The organism is Gluconobacter japonicus (assembly GCF_002723975.1).
GTDB lineage: Bacteria > Pseudomonadota > Alphaproteobacteria > Acetobacterales > Acetobacteraceae > Gluconobacter > Gluconobacter japonicus.
Window position 1 is genome coordinate 70,688 of the sequence record NZ_BEWO01000001.1, and the last position, 15,731, is coordinate 86,418.

Below are 15,731 nucleotides of genomic sequence, written 5' to 3' on the forward strand. Positions count from 1 at the left end.
GCGGCTTTTTTAATACTCTATCTGATCGTCAGAACGACGCGCTGACCGTTCCGAAGAACTCACGAACCGCACCCCGCTCCATGGACTGATAATCACCCGTCGCAGGATTATCATTCTGGCCCATCATGGCGATGTATTTCGTGTTGAACAGATTATAGACGTTGAAGCTCGCCGTAACATCCTTAAGTACACTCAGTTTGCCGAAACGGTACTGCATGCCAGCATTCGCCAGCCAGTACCCACCAACAGATGTGTCATTCATGAAGCTGTAGTAGCGGCGGCTATAGTAGTTGGCATCGAAATGCGCCGTCGCCCCCTTCCATGTGTAGGAAACGGAAGTCTTGTACATCCAGGCGGGGTAATTGACGATATTCTTGCCTGCCAATGCATAGAAACCACCCGCCGTATCGACGTCCCGATCGTAGGTTCCCTTGTTGTAGCTGACGTTATTGCTAATGCTCAGCCCTTCAACGGGTGTCAGTGTAATATCGCCATTGGCACCCGTCATGGAAATGTGCCCGAAATCAATGACCTGAGACACCGGGTTCGTCAAAGACCCGACAGCCGCCGCAAGGATCGGATGGATCAGGCTGGCATGATAGACGGTCGCATTCGCCTGAAGATACTTGGACGTATAACGATATCCGCCAAGATAGACCCACGCCTTGGACGGCTCGAGAGACTTCTTCTGCGCCTGGAAAGTCGCCTGATCTTCAACCGAATAAACAGAGTTCGCCACGCCATAGGCCGAAACCTCATAGGCGCGCATGTTCTCCGCCACATCCACATACAGTTCATGGTGGTTGTTGATGTGCCAGTCCAGATTGAGATGCGGCAGGAAGGCCTGTGAAGCCGTCAGCGACCCATTCGGTAGCTCATCAGAGCCGGTCCAGTCCGCGTTATTATAGTTCGCGCCACCCGCTGTCGTTGCCACCATGGATTTGAACCCGGCGTGCAACGTCAGGCCTTCCATCAGGCGGATGCTGTCCTGCAGATGGAATTGCATGACATTGGTCGTCCAATCGAAATTATAGCCCTGAAGGAAGGCCCGTCCGTAAACATTGTACGGACCGACCGCCTTGAGTGGAACGCCCTCACCCAGCACCGGCTGCTGATAATTGAACAGACCAGCCTGCTGGGTGTTGTTCTCATACCAGACACCGCCTTCGATCGTGTGGCGCCCCCACTTGTAGCGCAGGCTCGTATCAAGGCCGTAGCGTTCCTGACGGTTCTGCCAGACTTCTTCGGAGAAAGGCGCCCCATTCGGAGACGGATCTTCAGAGTCCGTGTAGCTGTAATAGCCGGTCTGACTGTGACCATAGACCGTGGTGTTCCAGGTCAGACGATCAGTCAGGGCAAGATCGAAATGCAGACCGCCCATGTAATTGGTTTCAGCCTGACCACCATCATACATGGCAATTTCAGAACCATTGATGCCCGGAACGCCACCATAGCCTGCCGGAAGCGCCGCTTCCCCATTGGCAATCCGGTACGCCAGACCATAATTCGGATAGAGATGCGGCGTCCGCCAGCCGAGATTCTTCAAAATCCCGATCGACGTGTCAGGATAGTTCCACTGCGCCAGACTGGACCAGTTAAAGAATGCAGACATACGGCTGCGCTGCCCGATCGGCTGCACAAGCTTGGCATCAACCTGCTGCATGAACTGGTCGCCACTTCCCATCCACATGCCTTCATCTGTCCGGGCATAGGACGTGTAGAACTTCGTGCCAGAGCTGTTCAGCTTGCCGGAATCCAGTCGAACATAGGTGCGATAGGAGTTGTAGCTGCCGAAAGACTGGCTGACCTTGCCGCCCCGCGTGTCGTTGGGATCAGACGATCCAATCTGGATTGTCCCACCAAGCGTGTTGGTGGAAGGCAGTTCCACAGACCCGGCACCCTGAGACATCCGCATAGACTGGATGTCATCCGGAATGATCGCAGAGGCAAGGCTCATGCCGCTCACAGACTGGTAGGTCTGGTCGTTCAGCGGAACGCCATCAACCGTCACACCCATCTGGTTCATGAAGAACCCGCGGACGTAAAGATTCGCGCCAAAACTATCAATTCCGAACGGATCGGTAGACGTAAAACTGACGCCCGGCATCCGGTCCAGCATGCGATACGGACTGGTTCCCGGCACGAACTGCCGCATGACAGCCTTGGAAACAGCCTGCTCCGCATCACGTCCCGTCAACTGACGCGCCGTCACGGACACGCTCTCGGTCGAACGGGATTCCACATTGGTGCGACGAACGCGCTTTGCCGCCACTACGGGCGCAGCAGGCGCAACCGCAACGGCAACAGGAGCCACATTATGACGGGCTGGCACATGCCGGTGCTTCGGAGCAACCGTCCTGGTCGCCTCAGCAGCATGGACCTGAGAGTGAAGGGCCAACAGTGCAATAGACGACAGAAGCAGGGGTTTGGTGCGCACTGAGGCCAATACTCCAGAAATATGGGGGATCACGAGATTAGGGAAGCGGTGTCCTAGCCAAGCATCTTTATTAGGCAAAGCCTTTGAGGCCGTGGATGATGTTTCAATGACATCTGACCTGTGCTTTTCCAGCCTCATGTTGCCCAAATGACGCGATTTACCGCGATACGGCCTTCCCCCTTCCGGTATGGACCTTTTGCCTGTTAGGCTCGTTTCAAGACTATGCCTTTCAAAGGCCCGGCTTCATGAAGGATCGGGATATCAATGTCGCAGAGTACAGTAGATGCCGACGCCATTATCAGCAGCATCTCCCCAAACGAGCCTCCAGCCCGCAATACAGACCTGCGCCGCATCCGCTCCAACCCGGATTACTGGTACCCTGTCGCCTGGTCCCATGAACTCCAGCGCGGCAAGACCATCGGCACGCGTTATGCCGGACAGCCGATTGCCCTTGTCCGCCCCCTGGATGGCACCGTCTTCGCACTCGAAGACCGCTGCGCTCACCGGCAGGTTCCCCTGAGCCTTGGCCGTGTCAGCGGTGAAGCGGTGCAGTGCTGCTACCACGGCTGGGCTTATGGCCGCTCAGGCCGCTGCATTGACGTCCCCTATCTGGGCAAGAACAAACTTCCGAATGGTGTCCGCACCTATCCGTGCCGCGAAGAAGGCGGCCTGATCTTCATTTTCCCCGGCGATCCGGCAAAAGCCGATACCACCCCTTTCCCGTCTCTCGGCTCCGTTCGTGACCCGGCCTACAAGACGCGTCGTTTCGGCAAGAAAGTCGCCTGCCACTACAGCTTCATGCATGAAAACCTGATGGATATGAATCATCAGTTCATGCACATGAAGCAGATGGGTCAGATGAAACCCCGCTTTCTGGGCGGGAAAGACGAGCCAACACTGGTCGAAGCCCGATACAGCTTCGCCCGGACAAGCGGCAAGCAGCCCTGGGGTGAAGCCCTGATCTTTGGCGAGCGCCGGGACGCCAGCGAGCGCTACGCCCATCGCGACGTCATGACGATCCGGACGGAATATCCCTACCAGACCCTGAGGATCGCCACAGGTGACGAACCGCCGGTCATGGATCTGTGGATCGTCTATGTCCCGCAGGATGCGGACGAAAAAACCTGTCGCGTTTTCGGCCTTCTGTCAGTCCGCAAACCGAAAGTGCGCGTCGTTCTGGATCTGGCATGGCCGTTCCTTGTCGCCTTCACGGAACGGATTTTTAAGGAAGACCGTGATATCGTAGAGCTCGAACAGGCCGCCTGGAACGAGCTGGGCGGCGATCATAATCAGGAAGTCTTCCCCGTCATCAACACGCTGCGCCGTCTGCTGGCCCGTTGCGGCGTCCCTGAGGAGCAGGATTCAACAAGCCCGACATGACACCCGAACTGAAAGCGGGGGATTTTCTTTTACGTCCCCTCCGCCCGGAAGACGCACCAGCCGTCCATCGCCTCGTGAACGACTGGAGCGTGGTCCGCATGCTCAGCCGCCTCCCTTTCCCTTACCCACGCGATCTTGCCGAAAAATGGATCGCCTCCACGCTGGAAGACAGTGCACGCGGGGAGGCCCACCACTTCGCCGTAACGCGAAATGGAGCTCTTCTGGGAGCGGTCGGCATTGTCCTGTCAGACGACAGACGCTCCGCCTCTCTTGGATACTGGGCGTCTCCGGCGGTCTGGGGCCAGGGCATGACAACGGCTGCTGCAAAGCGCGTCGTGGAATGGGCCTTGCAGGTTCTCAAGATCGAAAAACTGACGGCGGATGTTGCAGTCGATAATCCCGGCTCCTCTGCTGTCCTGCACAAGCTGGGTTTTCAGGAAACAGGCCGCGCCACCCGACGCTTCGTGTCTCGTGGGGCCGAATGTCCCATCATTGTGCATGAATTAACCCGCTCAGGGTTTCTACAGCAGGATGCTGCCGTTCAGGACGTCATTGCCCCGCAGCCTATTCAGGAAAAAGCCCCGATACCTCATACCGTGCAATCACCCAAACCCCGAACCCTTCTGGTCGTGGCCGCAGCCCTTCTGGACGCACAGGGACGCATCCTCTTGGCCCGTCGCCCGGAAGGAAAGCGACTGGCTGGTCTCTGGGAGTTCCCAGGCGGGAAGGTTGAACGGGAGGAAACACCGGAACAGGCCCTCATCCGGGAAATGAAGGAAGAACTGGACGTGGACCTGACAGGCTCATGTCTCGCACCCTTCACGTTCGTGAGCGAAAATGCCGGACCGTTCCACCTTCTGATGCCACTCTACGTTGTGCGCCGCTGGCGGGGTGTTCCCGCACCGCGGGAAGGGCAGGAACTGGCATGGGTCAACGCCGCAGATCTGGCGAAATATCCCATGCCGGACCCGGATCTGCCACTCATTCCACTTTTGCAGGAACTTTTGGGTTAAACCACCCAAGGGCTGCTTTCCCGAAAGCAGCCCCCTTTGTTTCAGTCGTTCAACTGAAATTCAGCCTGCCGATTACCAGGCACATCCGTTCGGAACGCAAACAGCGAGCCAGCCTGAGGCTCCTTCGACAACGTGGCCTCATCCAGCCCCTTACGCGCCGTCGTGACGAATACGGTTTTTAGATCGTCGCCCCCAAAAGCGACCTTCGTCACATTGCTCACAGGCATGGGAATGGAAGGAAGCTCCGTTCCATCCGGGCGGAAACGAACCACACGGCCACCCAGCCATGCTCCGCACCACAAATTGCCTTCACTGTCCGTCACAATTCCGTCCGGATAGCCATGCGTCAGTGTGGCAAAAACCCGCTCATTGGAAAGATCGCCATTCTCATCCACATCGAATGCATAAATCGTCTGCTTCGGGCTGTGACAGACATACAGCACACGCCCGCACGGTGAGACCGCCGGACCGTTCGAGACAATATAGCCTTCGTTATGATGCGTAATGTCCAGACCATCTTCCGTATGCACGACGCGATAGATTGAACCCGTCGGCTCTTCTTCCCCATCATCCATCGTGCCGAACCAGACGCGGCCCAACGGATCCACGCAACCGTCATTCAGACGATTACCCGGCTTCTCAGGCTCGATCTCCGGCCCAGCTTCAAAATCGCCGCTTTCCGGATCAAAGCCATGCAGCCCATCCCGCAGGCCAGCGAGGAAAGTTCCGTTTGCCACAGGCAGCAGAAACCCCAGGCGGTCCGGCGCATCCCACGTCTTGTGCGCGCCCGTTTCCGGCGTGAACCGGTGCACCTTGGCCGCAATAATATCTACGAAATAAAGCGACTTTTCAGCCTCACTCCAGACAGGGCCCTCGCCCAGCGTTGCACGCAGATCGAGAATACATTCAGGGAGATGGTGCTTCAGAGTGCTCATGAGTGTCCTGTTTGAAATTGCGCAGGGCCAGACGTCTGCCCCTACTCGACAACGTGGCACAACGCGCTACGTTTGATCCATCAGACTATCAGGACGAGACTCATGCTTCAAAAAAACGCCTGCCTGCTCGTCATAGGCAACGAAATACTCTCCGGCCGCACACAGGATGCCAACACACAGGTTCTGGCGCGCGCTCTGAATGCCCAAGGCATCCGGCTGCTCGAAGTGCGCGTCATTCCAGACATTGAGGATCACATCGTCCAGACCGTCACCGAATGTCGGGCCCGATTCGATATTCTCTTCACATGCGGTGGCATTGGCCCCACCCATGATGACATCACGGCAGAATGTATCGCCAAGGCCATGGGCGTTCCTCTGCTCCGCCATGAGCCCACGTTTCAGAAGCTTGAAGCTCTTATGGGGAAAGAGAAGTTCAATACCGCGCGACAGCGGATGGCCATGTTTCCGGAGGGCGCAGTTCCCATCGAAAATGCGATTTCTGCGGCTCCCGGCTTCAGCATAGGAAATGTGCATGTGATGGCCGGCGTTCCGTCCATCTTCGCGTCCATGGTGGACGCTCTGGTTCCTCAACTGGAAAAAGGCCCTCCTCTAACATCCGTCAGTTGGCACGCCGCAGGCTTGAAGGAAGGCGATTTCGCAGATGATCTGCGCCGATTACAGGATAAGTTTCCGGGAATTGACCTCGGCTCTTATCCCTATGGCCTGACAGATGGCACGAAGGGCACGGCTCTCGTCGCCAAAGGCTATGACGCAGAAGCCGTTACAACAGTAGGACCACTTCTTCACGACCTCATCATGGCCCATGGCCGTGAGCCAGTCAGCGGCGACCCTCCGCACAAAGCGTAAGATCAAAAAAAACCGCTGCTCCAAAGGGCAGCGGTTTTTTTGTATCAGTTCAGAGACCCACGGGTCATGGCCAGGAACTTGTCCCGGCGCTTCTGGAGAAGAGCCGGTCCAGTCAACTTCTGAAGCTCTGTCAGTTCCTCGGCAATCGCGTTGCCAACCGCATGAACCGCATCGTCCGGAGAGCGCTGCGCGCCCCCGATCGGCTCCGCAACAATCCGGTCAATCAAGCCAAGACCCTGCAGATCCTGCGCCGTCAGCTTCAGGGCTTCGGCGGCGGCAGGAGCCAGCTTTGGATCGCGCCACAGGATGGAGGCAGCGGCTTCCGGGGAAATGACGGAATAGATCGAGTGCTCAAGCATCAGCACACGGTCACCGGCACCAATGGCGATAGCGCCGCCGGAGCCACCCTCACCGATCACCGTAGCGATCAGGGGCACAGGAGCCTTGAGGCAAATGTCGATGGACTTCGCAATGGCCTGAGCCTGTCCACGAGCTTCTGCGTCAATTCCCGGCCAAGCACCGGCCGTATCAATGAAGCTCAGAATCGGCAGACCGAAACGACCAGCCATCTCCACGAGACGCTGCGCCTTCCGGTAACCTTCCGGACGGGCCATACCAAAATTGTGGCGCAGACGCGTTTCCGTATCGTGACCGCGCTCCGTCCCGATCACCACGACGGGCTCTCCACGGAAGCGGGCCAGACCACCGATCATGGCTTCATCATCACCAAAGGCCCGGTCACCGGCCAGAGGCGTGAAATCTGTGGTCAGGAGACGAACATAGTCCAGAGCCTTGGGCCGCTGGGCGTGACGGGCAACCTGCACCTTCTGCAATGGCGTAAGCTTTGCATAGGTCGCACGAAGCTGTTTGTCCGCCTTGTCTGAAAGACGGGCAACCTCGTCATCGATATTGATGCCGCTGGTGCCGGAGTCCTTCTCCTGGCTGCCCATCTGGCGGAGTTCGTCGATCTTGGTCTCGAGTTCGGCGACCGACTTCTCGAAATCTAGGAATTGGCGCATGGCCAGCCGGATAGCACGCCAGCGCATCCGGAAACAGCCCCCCGTGCTATTCCGAGTCAGCGGGCCCCGCAGGCACAACTTTCGCCAAAGGATGATGCGCTGTCACAAGCTGCCTCAGACGTTCCGCCATCACCTGCGTATAGATCTGGGTGGTCGCGATATCAGCATGGCCCAAAAGCATCTGAAGCGCCCGCAGATCAGCCCCATGCGCCAGAAGGTGACTGGCAAAGGAATGCCTGAGCACATGCGGGCTGACGCGCTCCGGATCAATCCCCGCTTTCAGCGCACAGGCCAGCAGGATCTTGTCGAACCCCTGACGGGTTAGAGGCTTGCTCGGATCACGTCCCGGAAAGAGATAAGGGCTCCCCAGATCCCGATCAAAATAGACAAGAGCCTCCGCTGCCTCCCGCGCACTGCGGGACAGCGGCACCAGACGCTCCCTGCCCCCCTTGCCACGCACGAGAAGCATCGCGCCTTTTGCCTTCACACAACTGGCCGGCAACGACAGCAATTCGGAAATACGCAGACCAGTTGTATAAAGAAGCTCCAGTGCGGCACGAGACAACAGGTCTCGCCGCTCGTTCTCATGCCCTTTCGTCCCTTCTTCCAGGAGAAGGCGGATTTCTTTCTCATCCAGCGGACGCGGAAGCGAAGCAGAAATTTTGGGAGCCTGCTGGCGATCGGTCGGATCATCAGACCGAATCGATTCCAGCATGAGAAAACGATAAAACTGCTTCAGGCAGGAGAGACGCCGGGCCGCCGTCCGGGCCGCCATCCCAGCTTGCGACAAAGACGCCAGATAACTCCGAACCTGCTCACCCGTCGCCTGCGCCAATGACACGGGCGCACAATGACGGGCAAAATCAGACAGGTCAGATGCGTAGGCCTGCCGGGTTTTCAGGGCCGCACCACGCTCCGCCGCCAGCATTTCCAGAAATGCCTCGACGTGACGATCCGTGACCTCTGTCATCCGGCAGACCGTATCCTTCAGTGTGCGGGCGCAACCTGTGCAGGCGTCACCGCCGCGCCCTGAGACGGTGCAGGCTTGGGGGCTGGCATTGTCGGCAGCGGCGTAGATGGCGTCAGCATAGGGGTACTTGACGCAGCCGGAGCGGGCGCAGGAACCGTACCAGCAGCAGAGGCCGGAGCCGCAGGTGTCGGGGCCACCGGCGCAGCAACCGGCTGGGCAGTTCCCGGAACAGGAGCGGCTGGCACAGGCGGCATGGCAGGCAACGCAGCCGGAGCGGCACTCGTCGTCGCAAACGTGGACGCCGGAATGTCTTTGTGAACCTGCGTCTGCTCAGGCGGAACAGCATTCATGCCCAGACGCAGGAAACCGCCACCCAGCACAACAGCGAGAATGACAAGGCCTCCCCCGGCAATCATGGGAAGACGGGAAGACGAACGATCAGATTGGGCCATTATGTTCAGGTCTCAAAGTGCAGGCAGGACGTGATGCCCTCTCCTATGATAGGTAGCAGAGCATGTCACCTCTGCCACCCTCACTTTCCGCCGATTGGGCGGTCACTCACCCCGCCCCGACAAGCACAGTTGTTCTCGTCGGCATGATGGGAGCCGGAAAAACCACTGTCGGCCGCCGCCTGGCACAGGTTTATGGCCTGCCGTTCATTGATGCCGATGCAGAGATAGAACGCGCCGCCGGTTGCACGATTCCCGAAATCTTCGCCCGTCACGGAGAAGCCTATTTCCGAGCAGGTGAACGCCGGGTCATCCAGCGCCTCATCAAGGGACCACCCTGCATCCTGGCAACAGGCGGCGGTGCATGGATGGACGCGCAGACGCGCCAGCTTGTGCGGAAGCATGCCGTTTCGGTCTGGCTGAGAGCGCCAGTCCACGTCCTTCTGCGGCGCGTGCATGGCCGAGGGGGCAGACCACTTCTGGCTCAGGGCAGCCCGGAAGACATCATGACCCGTCTGGTTGGGGTCCGTTACCCCGTCTATGCGGAAGCTGACATCATCATAGATTGCGGAGATGAAACCGTGGAACAGGGCGTCCAACGTGTTTGCGAAAGCCTTTCGGAGCATACACATCCTCAGAAAGTCCATGTCGCACTGGCGCAGCACAGCTACGACGTTCTGATTGGCTCAGACCTCATTTCACGCGCGGGCGCCCAAATTGCTCCCCTCCTGCGCCAGAAGCGGGTCGTCATTATTACAGATGACACGGTCGCTGCCCTGCACCTTCCACGCCTGCTGGCATCCTTCGCAGAAACCGGGATTGAAACCGAAGTTATTTCGGTCATCGGTGGCGAAGAGAGCAAATCCCTCTCCTGTTACGGCGAGGTCATGACGCGCCTTCTGTCTCTGGGAATCGAACGCGGCACAACTATCGTTGCTTTGGGAGGAGGCGTCATTGGGGATCTCGCAGGCTTCGTCGCAGCTACGGCACTGCGCGGCATTCCCTTCGTCCAGATTCCAACGACTCTTCTCGCACAGGTCGACAGTTCCGTCGGTGGCAAAACCGGCATCAATTCTCCCTCCGGGAAAAACCTGATCGGCGCATTCCATCAGCCCATCATCGTGCTGGCCGACAATTCAGCCCTCGCGACTCTACCCCGTCGACAGCGGGTTGCCGGTTATGCCGAAATTGTGAAGTCCGGCCTGATCGCAGATCCAGATCTTTTCGCTTGGTGTGAAGACAACGGCAGCGATGTCCTGAGCGGAGATCCGGCCGCACTCGCCGAGGCGGTTCGCCGTGCCTGTGTTTTCAAAGCCGCTGTTGTGACCGCTGATGAAAAAGAACAAGCCAAACAGAACGGACGCGCACTCCTCAATCTTGGTCACACCTTTGGCCATGCCATTGAGGCTGAACTCGGTTACGACGGTCGTATCCTTCATGGTGAAGCCGTTTCCATCGGGTTGCATCTGGCGATGGCTCTTTCTGTAAAGCTTGGCCACGCGCCCGAAGAAGATCTCGCTCGCCTCGACAGTCACCTTCGCTCCCTTGAGATGCCCACCAGTTTTGACTGGTTTAAAGAATCGTTCTCAGCACAAACACTTCTCGACCACATGACTCGGGACAAGAAGATGCAGAATGGACGCATTTCTTTTGTTCTGCTGCACGGTATTGGAAAGGCTTTTACAAGTCGTGACGTTCCGATGGAAAGTGTGCGTAACTTGCTGATAAATGAAGGCTGCCAGCCATGAGGACTGTTACAGTCCTTTATGAAAGAGCCTAACTTTCTGTTTTTTCACTGCATTTGATTTTCACAAATCCAGCGGATGCTCTGGCATCCGCAGAAACGTTCAGCTATGGCAACAGGGACGCGAGGCGTAGATCGTAAACCGGGCGGAATGGAATGTGACTTTTTTGTCACTCCCTCCACCCCGAGTGGATCTGGGATGCTCTGTCTGGCTTTGTCCGAGGGAACTACCCGATCTATATGCGCTTATGCATCGCGCTGGGTCCGTTGGTCGAAGCAGTTCTGCCAATGGCTCGAAACGTTAGTCACTAAGAGGACGAAAACATGCGTCTCCGCACGGCACTCCTTGCCATGACGTCGATGGTCGCCGCACCGTCGCTCGCCATGGCCAGCACGGTCACTGGCCCGTACGTCAACATTGGCGGTGGTTACAACCTGGTTCAAAACCAGCACGCCAGCTTCTCGCCAACCACGCAGGCTGATGGCTCCACCAGCAATGCTGGCAGCAGCTCCCAGTTCCGTCACAAGGACGGCTTCACGGGCTTCGGCGCTTTCGGCTGGGGCTTCGGCAACGGTCTGCGCGTTGAAGTTGAGGGCGTATACAACTACTCCCAGATCAACCACCGCAACAAGACGGCTGCTACGGGCTCCACGAAGGGTTCCGATCAGGCATATGGCGGCTTCGTCAACGTCCTGTATGACATCGATCTGGCCCACTTCGGCCTGAACGTTCCTGTCACGCCGTTCGTTGGTGTTGGCGCTGGCTACCTGTGGCAGCACTACAACCCGATCACGACGAACTACTCCAACGGTGCGGTTAACCGCGTCGGTGGTACGCAGGGCAGCTTCGCGTATCAGGGTATCGTCGGTGCAGCTTACGACATTCCGGGCGTTCCGGGTCTTGCTGTCACGACCGAATACCGCTTCATCGGTCAGCAGTTTGCTGATGGCGCTTACCGTTCCACCTCTTGGAACCGTAACGGCAGCGGCCTGCACAAGGGCAACGTGAACTTCGATCCGCGCTTCTCGCACCAGTTCATCCTGGGCCTGCGTTATGCGTTCGACACGGCTCCGCCGCCGCCGCCGCCGGCTCCGGTTGTTGTTCCGCCAGCTCCGACCCCAGCTCGCACGTACCTCGTGTTCTTCGACTGGGATAAGTCTGACCTGACGGGCCGCGCTCGTGAGATCGTTGCTCAGGCAGCTCAGGCTTCCACGCACGTCCAGACGACGCGCATCGAAGTCAACGGCTACACCGACAACTCCGCAGCCCACCCGGGCCCGCGTGGTGAGCGTTACAACATGGGTCTGTCCCTCCGTCGCGCCCAGAGCGTGAAGGCTGAACTGATCCGTGACGGCGTTCCGGCAGCTGCTGTCGACATCCACGGCTATGGCGAAAGCAAGCCGCTGGTTCCGACAGGCCCGAACACCCGCGAGCCGCAGAACCGTCGCGTCGAAATCATCCTGAAGTAATTCAGTTTGATAAGGCGCCGGAGCCCTCGGGCTCCGGGTTTTCTGAAAAAGGCGTCCTTCGGGACGCCTTTTTTGGTTTCAGGGCATTTGCAGCCCCCTCCACTTCACGTTAGAGCAACTTCACCCCTACCACGGAGACGCCTCTTTGCGACGCACCCGTATTTTCTATCCACGATCCCGTCCTCAGATCGTTGACCAGTTTTTGCGGTTTGGCATTGTCGGCGCACTTGGTTTTTTTGTGGATTGGGCAAGCGTTGATCTTCTGCGACCTGAAATCGGCCTCATCGCAGCAACGATCGGAGCATATTTTACTGCCGCCACTTTCAACTGGGTTCTCAATCGATTGTGGACATTTCGGTCCACAGCAGCCGACAACCAGCACCTGATCCTGCAATGGCTGCATTTTCTTCTGGCTAATTCTTTCGGCTTTCTCCTCAATCGCGGTGCCGTTTTTCTTCTTTATGCCCTCGTACCGTTCACGGTCACTTACCCGGTCGTTGCACTTGCCATTGGCGCTGGCTGCGGAATGCTGGCAAATTTCAACCTGTCCAGACGCCTGGTTTTCCGCGCCAAGGTTCCCGAAACACCCATGGAACTTGTTCAGATGGCCGTAGAAATTCCCGCAGCAGGCCTGACGTCCCCTGAACCCGAACCGCAAATACCGTTGCCTCAGGAAAATTCAGAAGTCTTTCAGCAGAAAGCTCCCTGAGCCGTACATTTCCAAGCGGCTCACAATGGTCTAGGAGTAAGGCTAGTTTTTCCCGCCTTCTCCGGAACCTGACGCTTCAGCTCATGACCAGCACAAACGACATCCGCTCAGCCTTCCTCGACTATTTCGGGTCGAACGGCCATCGCATTGTTCCCTCGGCTTCCCTCGTGCCGCAGAACGATCCAACGCTGCTGTTTACGAACGCTGGCATGGTGCCGTTCAAGAACGTCTTTACGGGTCAGGAAACACGCCCTTACAATCGTGCAACCACGGCCCAAAAAGTCGTCCGCGCAGGCGGCAAGCACAACGACCTCGATAACGTCGGCTATACAGCCCGTCATCACACCTTCTTCGAAATGATGGGCAACTTCAGCTTTGGAGATTACTTCAAAGCTGATGCCATTGATTTCGCATGGACGCTGCTGACACGCGATTTCGGCCTTCCGAAAGAAAAACTCCTCGCTACGGTTTATGCCGACGATGAAGAAGCTGCCGATCTCTGGAAAAAAGTGGCCGGCCTGAGCGATGATCGCATCATCCGCATCGCCACGTCTGACAACTTCTGGCGTATGGGCGACACGGGACCATGTGGTCCGTGTTCGGAAATCTTCTACGATCACGGTGAGAGCGTCTTCGGTGGCCCTCCGGGTAGCCCGGATGAAGATGGCGATCGCTTCGTCGAGATCTGGAACCTCGTGTTCATGCAGTTCCTCGATCAGGCCGATGGCTCCCGCGACAATCTGCCACGCCCATCGATCGATACAGGCATGGGCCTGGAACGCTTTGCCGCCATCATGCAGGGCAAGCGCGACAACTACGACACCGACACGATGCGTGCGCTCATCGAGTCCTCCGCCGATATCATGAGCCAGGACGCAGACGGCCCGTTCAAGTCCAGCCATCGCGTTGTTGCAGATCACTTACGCTCCACGGCATTCCTGATTGCTGACGGCGTTCTGCCATCCAAGGAAGGTCGCGGCTACGTCCTGCGTCGCATCATGCGTCGCGCCATGCGTCATTTGCACATCATGGGCGCCAAGGATCCGGTGTTCTACCGTCTGCTTCCCGCCCTGATCCAGCAGATGGGCGCAGCCTATCCGGAACTCGTGCAGCATCAGGCTCTCATCACCGAAACCATGAAGGGTGAGGAAGAACGCTTCACAGCCCTGCTGGAACGCGGTCTGACACTTCTGTCCGATGAAGTCAGCCGCCTCGGCGACAAGCAGGCCCTTCCCGGCGATGTCGCCTTCAAACTCTATGACACATTTGGCTTCCCGCTGGATCTGACGCAGGACGCCCTGCGTGAGCAGGGTCGCACCGTTGATGAAGCCGGCTTTGAAAGCGCCATGACCGAACAGCGCCAGCGTGCCCGTGCGGCCTGGGTCGGCTCCGGCGATACTGCTGCCGAAACCGTATGGTTCGATGCGCGTGACAAGCATGGCGCAAGTGAGTTCCTCGGATATGTTTCTGAAAAGGCTGATGCTGAAGTTCAGGGCATTTTCCGAGGCAATGACGAACTGGCCGAAGCGCCTGCTAGTGCTGACACCATCGCCATCCTGTTGAACCAAACACCGTTCTACGGTGAAAGTGGCGGTCAGGTCGGCGATCACGGTACGCTCACGGCTGATGGCGTAAGAGTCGAAATCACGGATACCCAGAAGCGCAATGGCGATCTGATCGTTCATTACGGCAAAATCGTTGAAGGCACACTGAAGCCCGGCATGGCCGTTCATGCCGAAATCGACCATGAGCGCCGCACCGCTATTCGTGGCCATCACTCCGCCACCCATCTGCTGCATGAAGCTTTGCGTCGCCAGATCGGCACGCATGTCACGCAGAAGGGCAGCCTGAATGCACCCGAGCGCCTGCGCTTCGACATCAGCCAGCCTCGCCCGCTGACGGACGAAGAGCTTCTCGCTGTCGAAGCCGAAGTGAATGCCCGCATTCGCGAAAACGCACCTGTCGAAACGCGCCTGATGACGCAGGAACAGGCTGTGGCAGAAGGCGCTATGGCGCTTTTCGGTGAGAAATATGGCGACGAAGTTCGCGTGGTTTCCATGGGCAAGGGTGAAGAAGGCCGCCCGGCTTACTCCATCGAGCTTTGCGGCGGCACCCATGTTGGACGCGTTGGTGAAATCGGTCCGTTCCGCATCGTCTCTGAAAGTGGTGTTTCTGCTGGCGTTCGTCGTATCGAAGCCGTCTGCGGTGTTGCCGCCGAGACGCTGGCTCTGGAGACCGAAAGCCGTCTCAAGCAGATCGCCGAACTGCTGAAAGTCCCGGTCTCTGACACCATCGCCCGCGTTGCCGCCCTACTGGAAGAACGGAAGTCCCTGAACAGCCAGATTTCCGAACTTCAACGCAAACTGGCTACCGGTGAAGGAACGAGCGTCACCGAAACCATTAATGGCATCACGCTGTCTGCCCGCAATCTCGGCGATGTCAGCCCCAAGGAACTCAAAGGCCTTGCAGACAGCATTTCCAAGCAGATCGGCTCCGGTGTTGTAGCACTCATTTCCGAAGCCGATGGTCGTGGCAGCATTGTCATTTCCGTGACAGCCGATCTGAAAGATCGCCTGGATGCCGTAACACTGGTGCGTGCAGCTTCGGAAGTCATGGGCGGTAAAGGCGGCGGTGGACGGCCAGATATGGCTCAGGCTGGCGGCCCAAATGCAAATGCTGAAGAAGTCTTTGCAATGCTGCGCGAGCGTCTGGCTACATCGTAAAGCGTAACGACAAGG

The 15,731-nt window shown here is 57.9% G+C and carries 12 protein-coding genes; 7 read left to right on the forward strand and 5 right to left on the reverse strand.

The window, feature by feature from the left end; genetic code table 11:
• Nucleotides 1–28: 28 nt before the first annotated feature.
• Nucleotides 29–2,575 (reverse strand): TonB-dependent receptor, encoded by a 2,547-nt coding sequence (locus GJA01_RS00365; RefSeq protein WP_099282251.1) that lies wholly within the window; start codon nucleotides 2,573–2,575, stop codon nucleotides 29–31.
• Between the two features lie 126 nt (nucleotides 2,576–2,701).
• Between GJA01_RS00365 and GJA01_RS00370 the strand changes: the two genes are divergently transcribed.
• Nucleotides 2,702–3,817 carry an aromatic ring-hydroxylating oxygenase subunit alpha gene (locus GJA01_RS00370; RefSeq protein WP_062505457.1) on the forward strand — a complete coding sequence of 372 codons (1,116 nt, stop codon included), beginning with the start codon at nucleotides 2,702–2,704 and terminating at the stop codon, nucleotides 3,815–3,817.
• Entirely contained in the window at nucleotides 3,814–4,830 is a 1,017-nt protein-coding gene (locus tag GJA01_RS00375; protein WP_062505455.1) for a bifunctional GNAT family N-acetyltransferase/(deoxy)nucleoside triphosphate pyrophosphohydrolase, read from the forward strand. The genes GJA01_RS00370 and GJA01_RS00375 overlap by 4 nt, the downstream gene beginning before the upstream one ends.
• A gap of 41 nt (nucleotides 4,831–4,871) precedes the next feature.
• Here the strand turns inward: GJA01_RS00375 and GJA01_RS00380 are convergent, their stop codons facing one another.
• A complete protein-coding gene (locus GJA01_RS00380; RefSeq protein ID WP_062022391.1) occupies nucleotides 4,872–5,765 on the reverse strand; it encodes an SMP-30/gluconolactonase/LRE family protein in 894 nt (297 codons plus the stop codon).
• A 102-nt stretch (nucleotides 5,766–5,867) separates the two neighbouring features.
• Between GJA01_RS00380 and GJA01_RS00385 the strand changes: the two genes are divergently transcribed.
• On the forward strand, nucleotides 5,868–6,632 hold the full coding sequence (locus tag GJA01_RS00385; RefSeq protein ID WP_062505452.1) for a competence/damage-inducible protein A: 765 nt from the start codon (nucleotides 5,868–5,870) through the stop codon (nucleotides 6,630–6,632).
• Nucleotides 6,633–6,676: 44 nt separating this feature from the next.
• Here the strand turns inward: GJA01_RS00385 and GJA01_RS00390 are convergent, their stop codons facing one another.
• The 3 genes from GJA01_RS00390 to GJA01_RS00400 are packed head-to-tail and all read right to left on the reverse strand — an operon-like array spanning nucleotide 6,677 to nucleotide 9,073.
• A complete protein-coding gene (locus tag GJA01_RS00390; protein WP_172794502.1) occupies nucleotides 6,677–7,651 on the reverse strand; it encodes an acetyl-CoA carboxylase carboxyltransferase subunit alpha in 975 nt (324 codons plus the stop codon).
• A gap of 46 nt (nucleotides 7,652–7,697) precedes the next feature.
• Nucleotides 7,698–8,621, reverse strand: coding sequence for a tyrosine recombinase (locus GJA01_RS00395; protein ID WP_062505448.1), 924 nt, complete (start codon nucleotides 8,619–8,621; stop codon nucleotides 7,698–7,700).
• A gap of 17 nt (nucleotides 8,622–8,638) precedes the next feature.
• Nucleotides 8,639–9,073 carry a hypothetical protein gene (locus GJA01_RS00400; protein WP_062505446.1) on the reverse strand — a complete coding sequence of 145 codons (435 nt, stop codon included), beginning with the start codon at nucleotides 9,071–9,073 and terminating at the stop codon, nucleotides 8,639–8,641.
• Between the two features lie 62 nt (nucleotides 9,074–9,135).
• On the opposite strand from GJA01_RS00400, the gene aroB reads away from it, so the two are divergent.
• The 4 genes from aroB (at nucleotide 9,136) to alaS (ending at nucleotide 15,716) form a co-directional block, all read left to right on the forward strand.
• The gene (gene aroB / locus GJA01_RS00405) at nucleotides 9,136–10,818 is read left to right on the forward strand and encodes a 3-dehydroquinate synthase (protein ID WP_062505445.1); all 1,683 of its coding nucleotides are present in this window, start codon (nucleotides 9,136–9,138) and stop codon (nucleotides 10,816–10,818) included.
• Between the two features lie 320 nt (nucleotides 10,819–11,138).
• Nucleotides 11,139–12,284, forward strand: a complete 1,146-nt coding sequence (locus tag GJA01_RS00410; RefSeq protein ID WP_010501197.1) for an OmpA family protein — start codon at nucleotides 11,139–11,141, stop codon at nucleotides 12,282–12,284.
• Nucleotides 12,285–12,429: 145 nt separating this feature from the next.
• Nucleotides 12,430–12,993: a GtrA family protein gene (locus tag GJA01_RS00415; protein ID WP_010501195.1), complete on the forward strand. Its 564-nt coding sequence runs from the start codon at nucleotides 12,430–12,432 to the stop codon at nucleotides 12,991–12,993.
• A gap of 83 nt (nucleotides 12,994–13,076) precedes the next feature.
• Nucleotides 13,077–15,716, forward strand: a complete 2,640-nt coding sequence (gene alaS, locus GJA01_RS00420) for an alanine--tRNA ligase (protein WP_062505443.1) — start codon at nucleotides 13,077–13,079, stop codon at nucleotides 15,714–15,716.
• Nucleotides 15,717–15,731 lie beyond the last annotated feature (15 nt).

Bases quoted from the DNA above. Each gene is read 5' to 3' on its own strand.
- GJA01_RS00400 (WP_062505446.1), bottom strand. From the start codon at position 9,073: ATGGCCCAATCTGATCGTTCGTCTTCCCGTCTTCCCATGATTGCCGGG.
- GJA01_RS00380 (WP_062022391.1), bottom strand. From the start codon at position 5,765: ATGAGCACTCTGAAGCACCATCTCCCTGAATGTATTCTCGATCTGCGT.
- GJA01_RS00370 (WP_062505457.1), top strand. From the start codon at position 2,702: ATGTCGCAGAGTACAGTAGATGCCGACGCCATTATCAGCAGCATCTCC.
- GJA01_RS00385 (WP_062505452.1), top strand. From the start codon at position 5,868: ATGCTTCAAAAAAACGCCTGCCTGCTCGTCATAGGCAACGAAATACTC.
- aroB (WP_062505445.1), top strand. From the start codon at position 9,136: ATGTCACCTCTGCCACCCTCACTTTCCGCCGATTGGGCGGTCACTCAC.
- GJA01_RS00375 (WP_062505455.1), top strand. From the start codon at position 3,814: ATGACACCCGAACTGAAAGCGGGGGATTTTCTTTTACGTCCCCTCCGC.
- GJA01_RS00390 (WP_172794502.1), bottom strand. From the start codon at position 7,651: ATGCGCCAATTCCTAGATTTCGAGAAGTCGGTCGCCGAACTCGAGACC.
- alaS (WP_062505443.1), top strand. From the start codon at position 13,077: ATGACCAGCACAAACGACATCCGCTCAGCCTTCCTCGACTATTTCGGG.
- GJA01_RS00395 (WP_062505448.1), bottom strand. From the start codon at position 8,621: ATGACAGAGGTCACGGATCGTCACGTCGAGGCATTTCTGGAAATGCTG.
- GJA01_RS00365 (WP_099282251.1), bottom strand. From the start codon at position 2,575: ATGAGGCTGGAAAAGCACAGGTCAGATGTCATTGAAACATCATCCACG.
- GJA01_RS00410 (WP_010501197.1), top strand. From the start codon at position 11,139: ATGCGTCTCCGCACGGCACTCCTTGCCATGACGTCGATGGTCGCCGCA.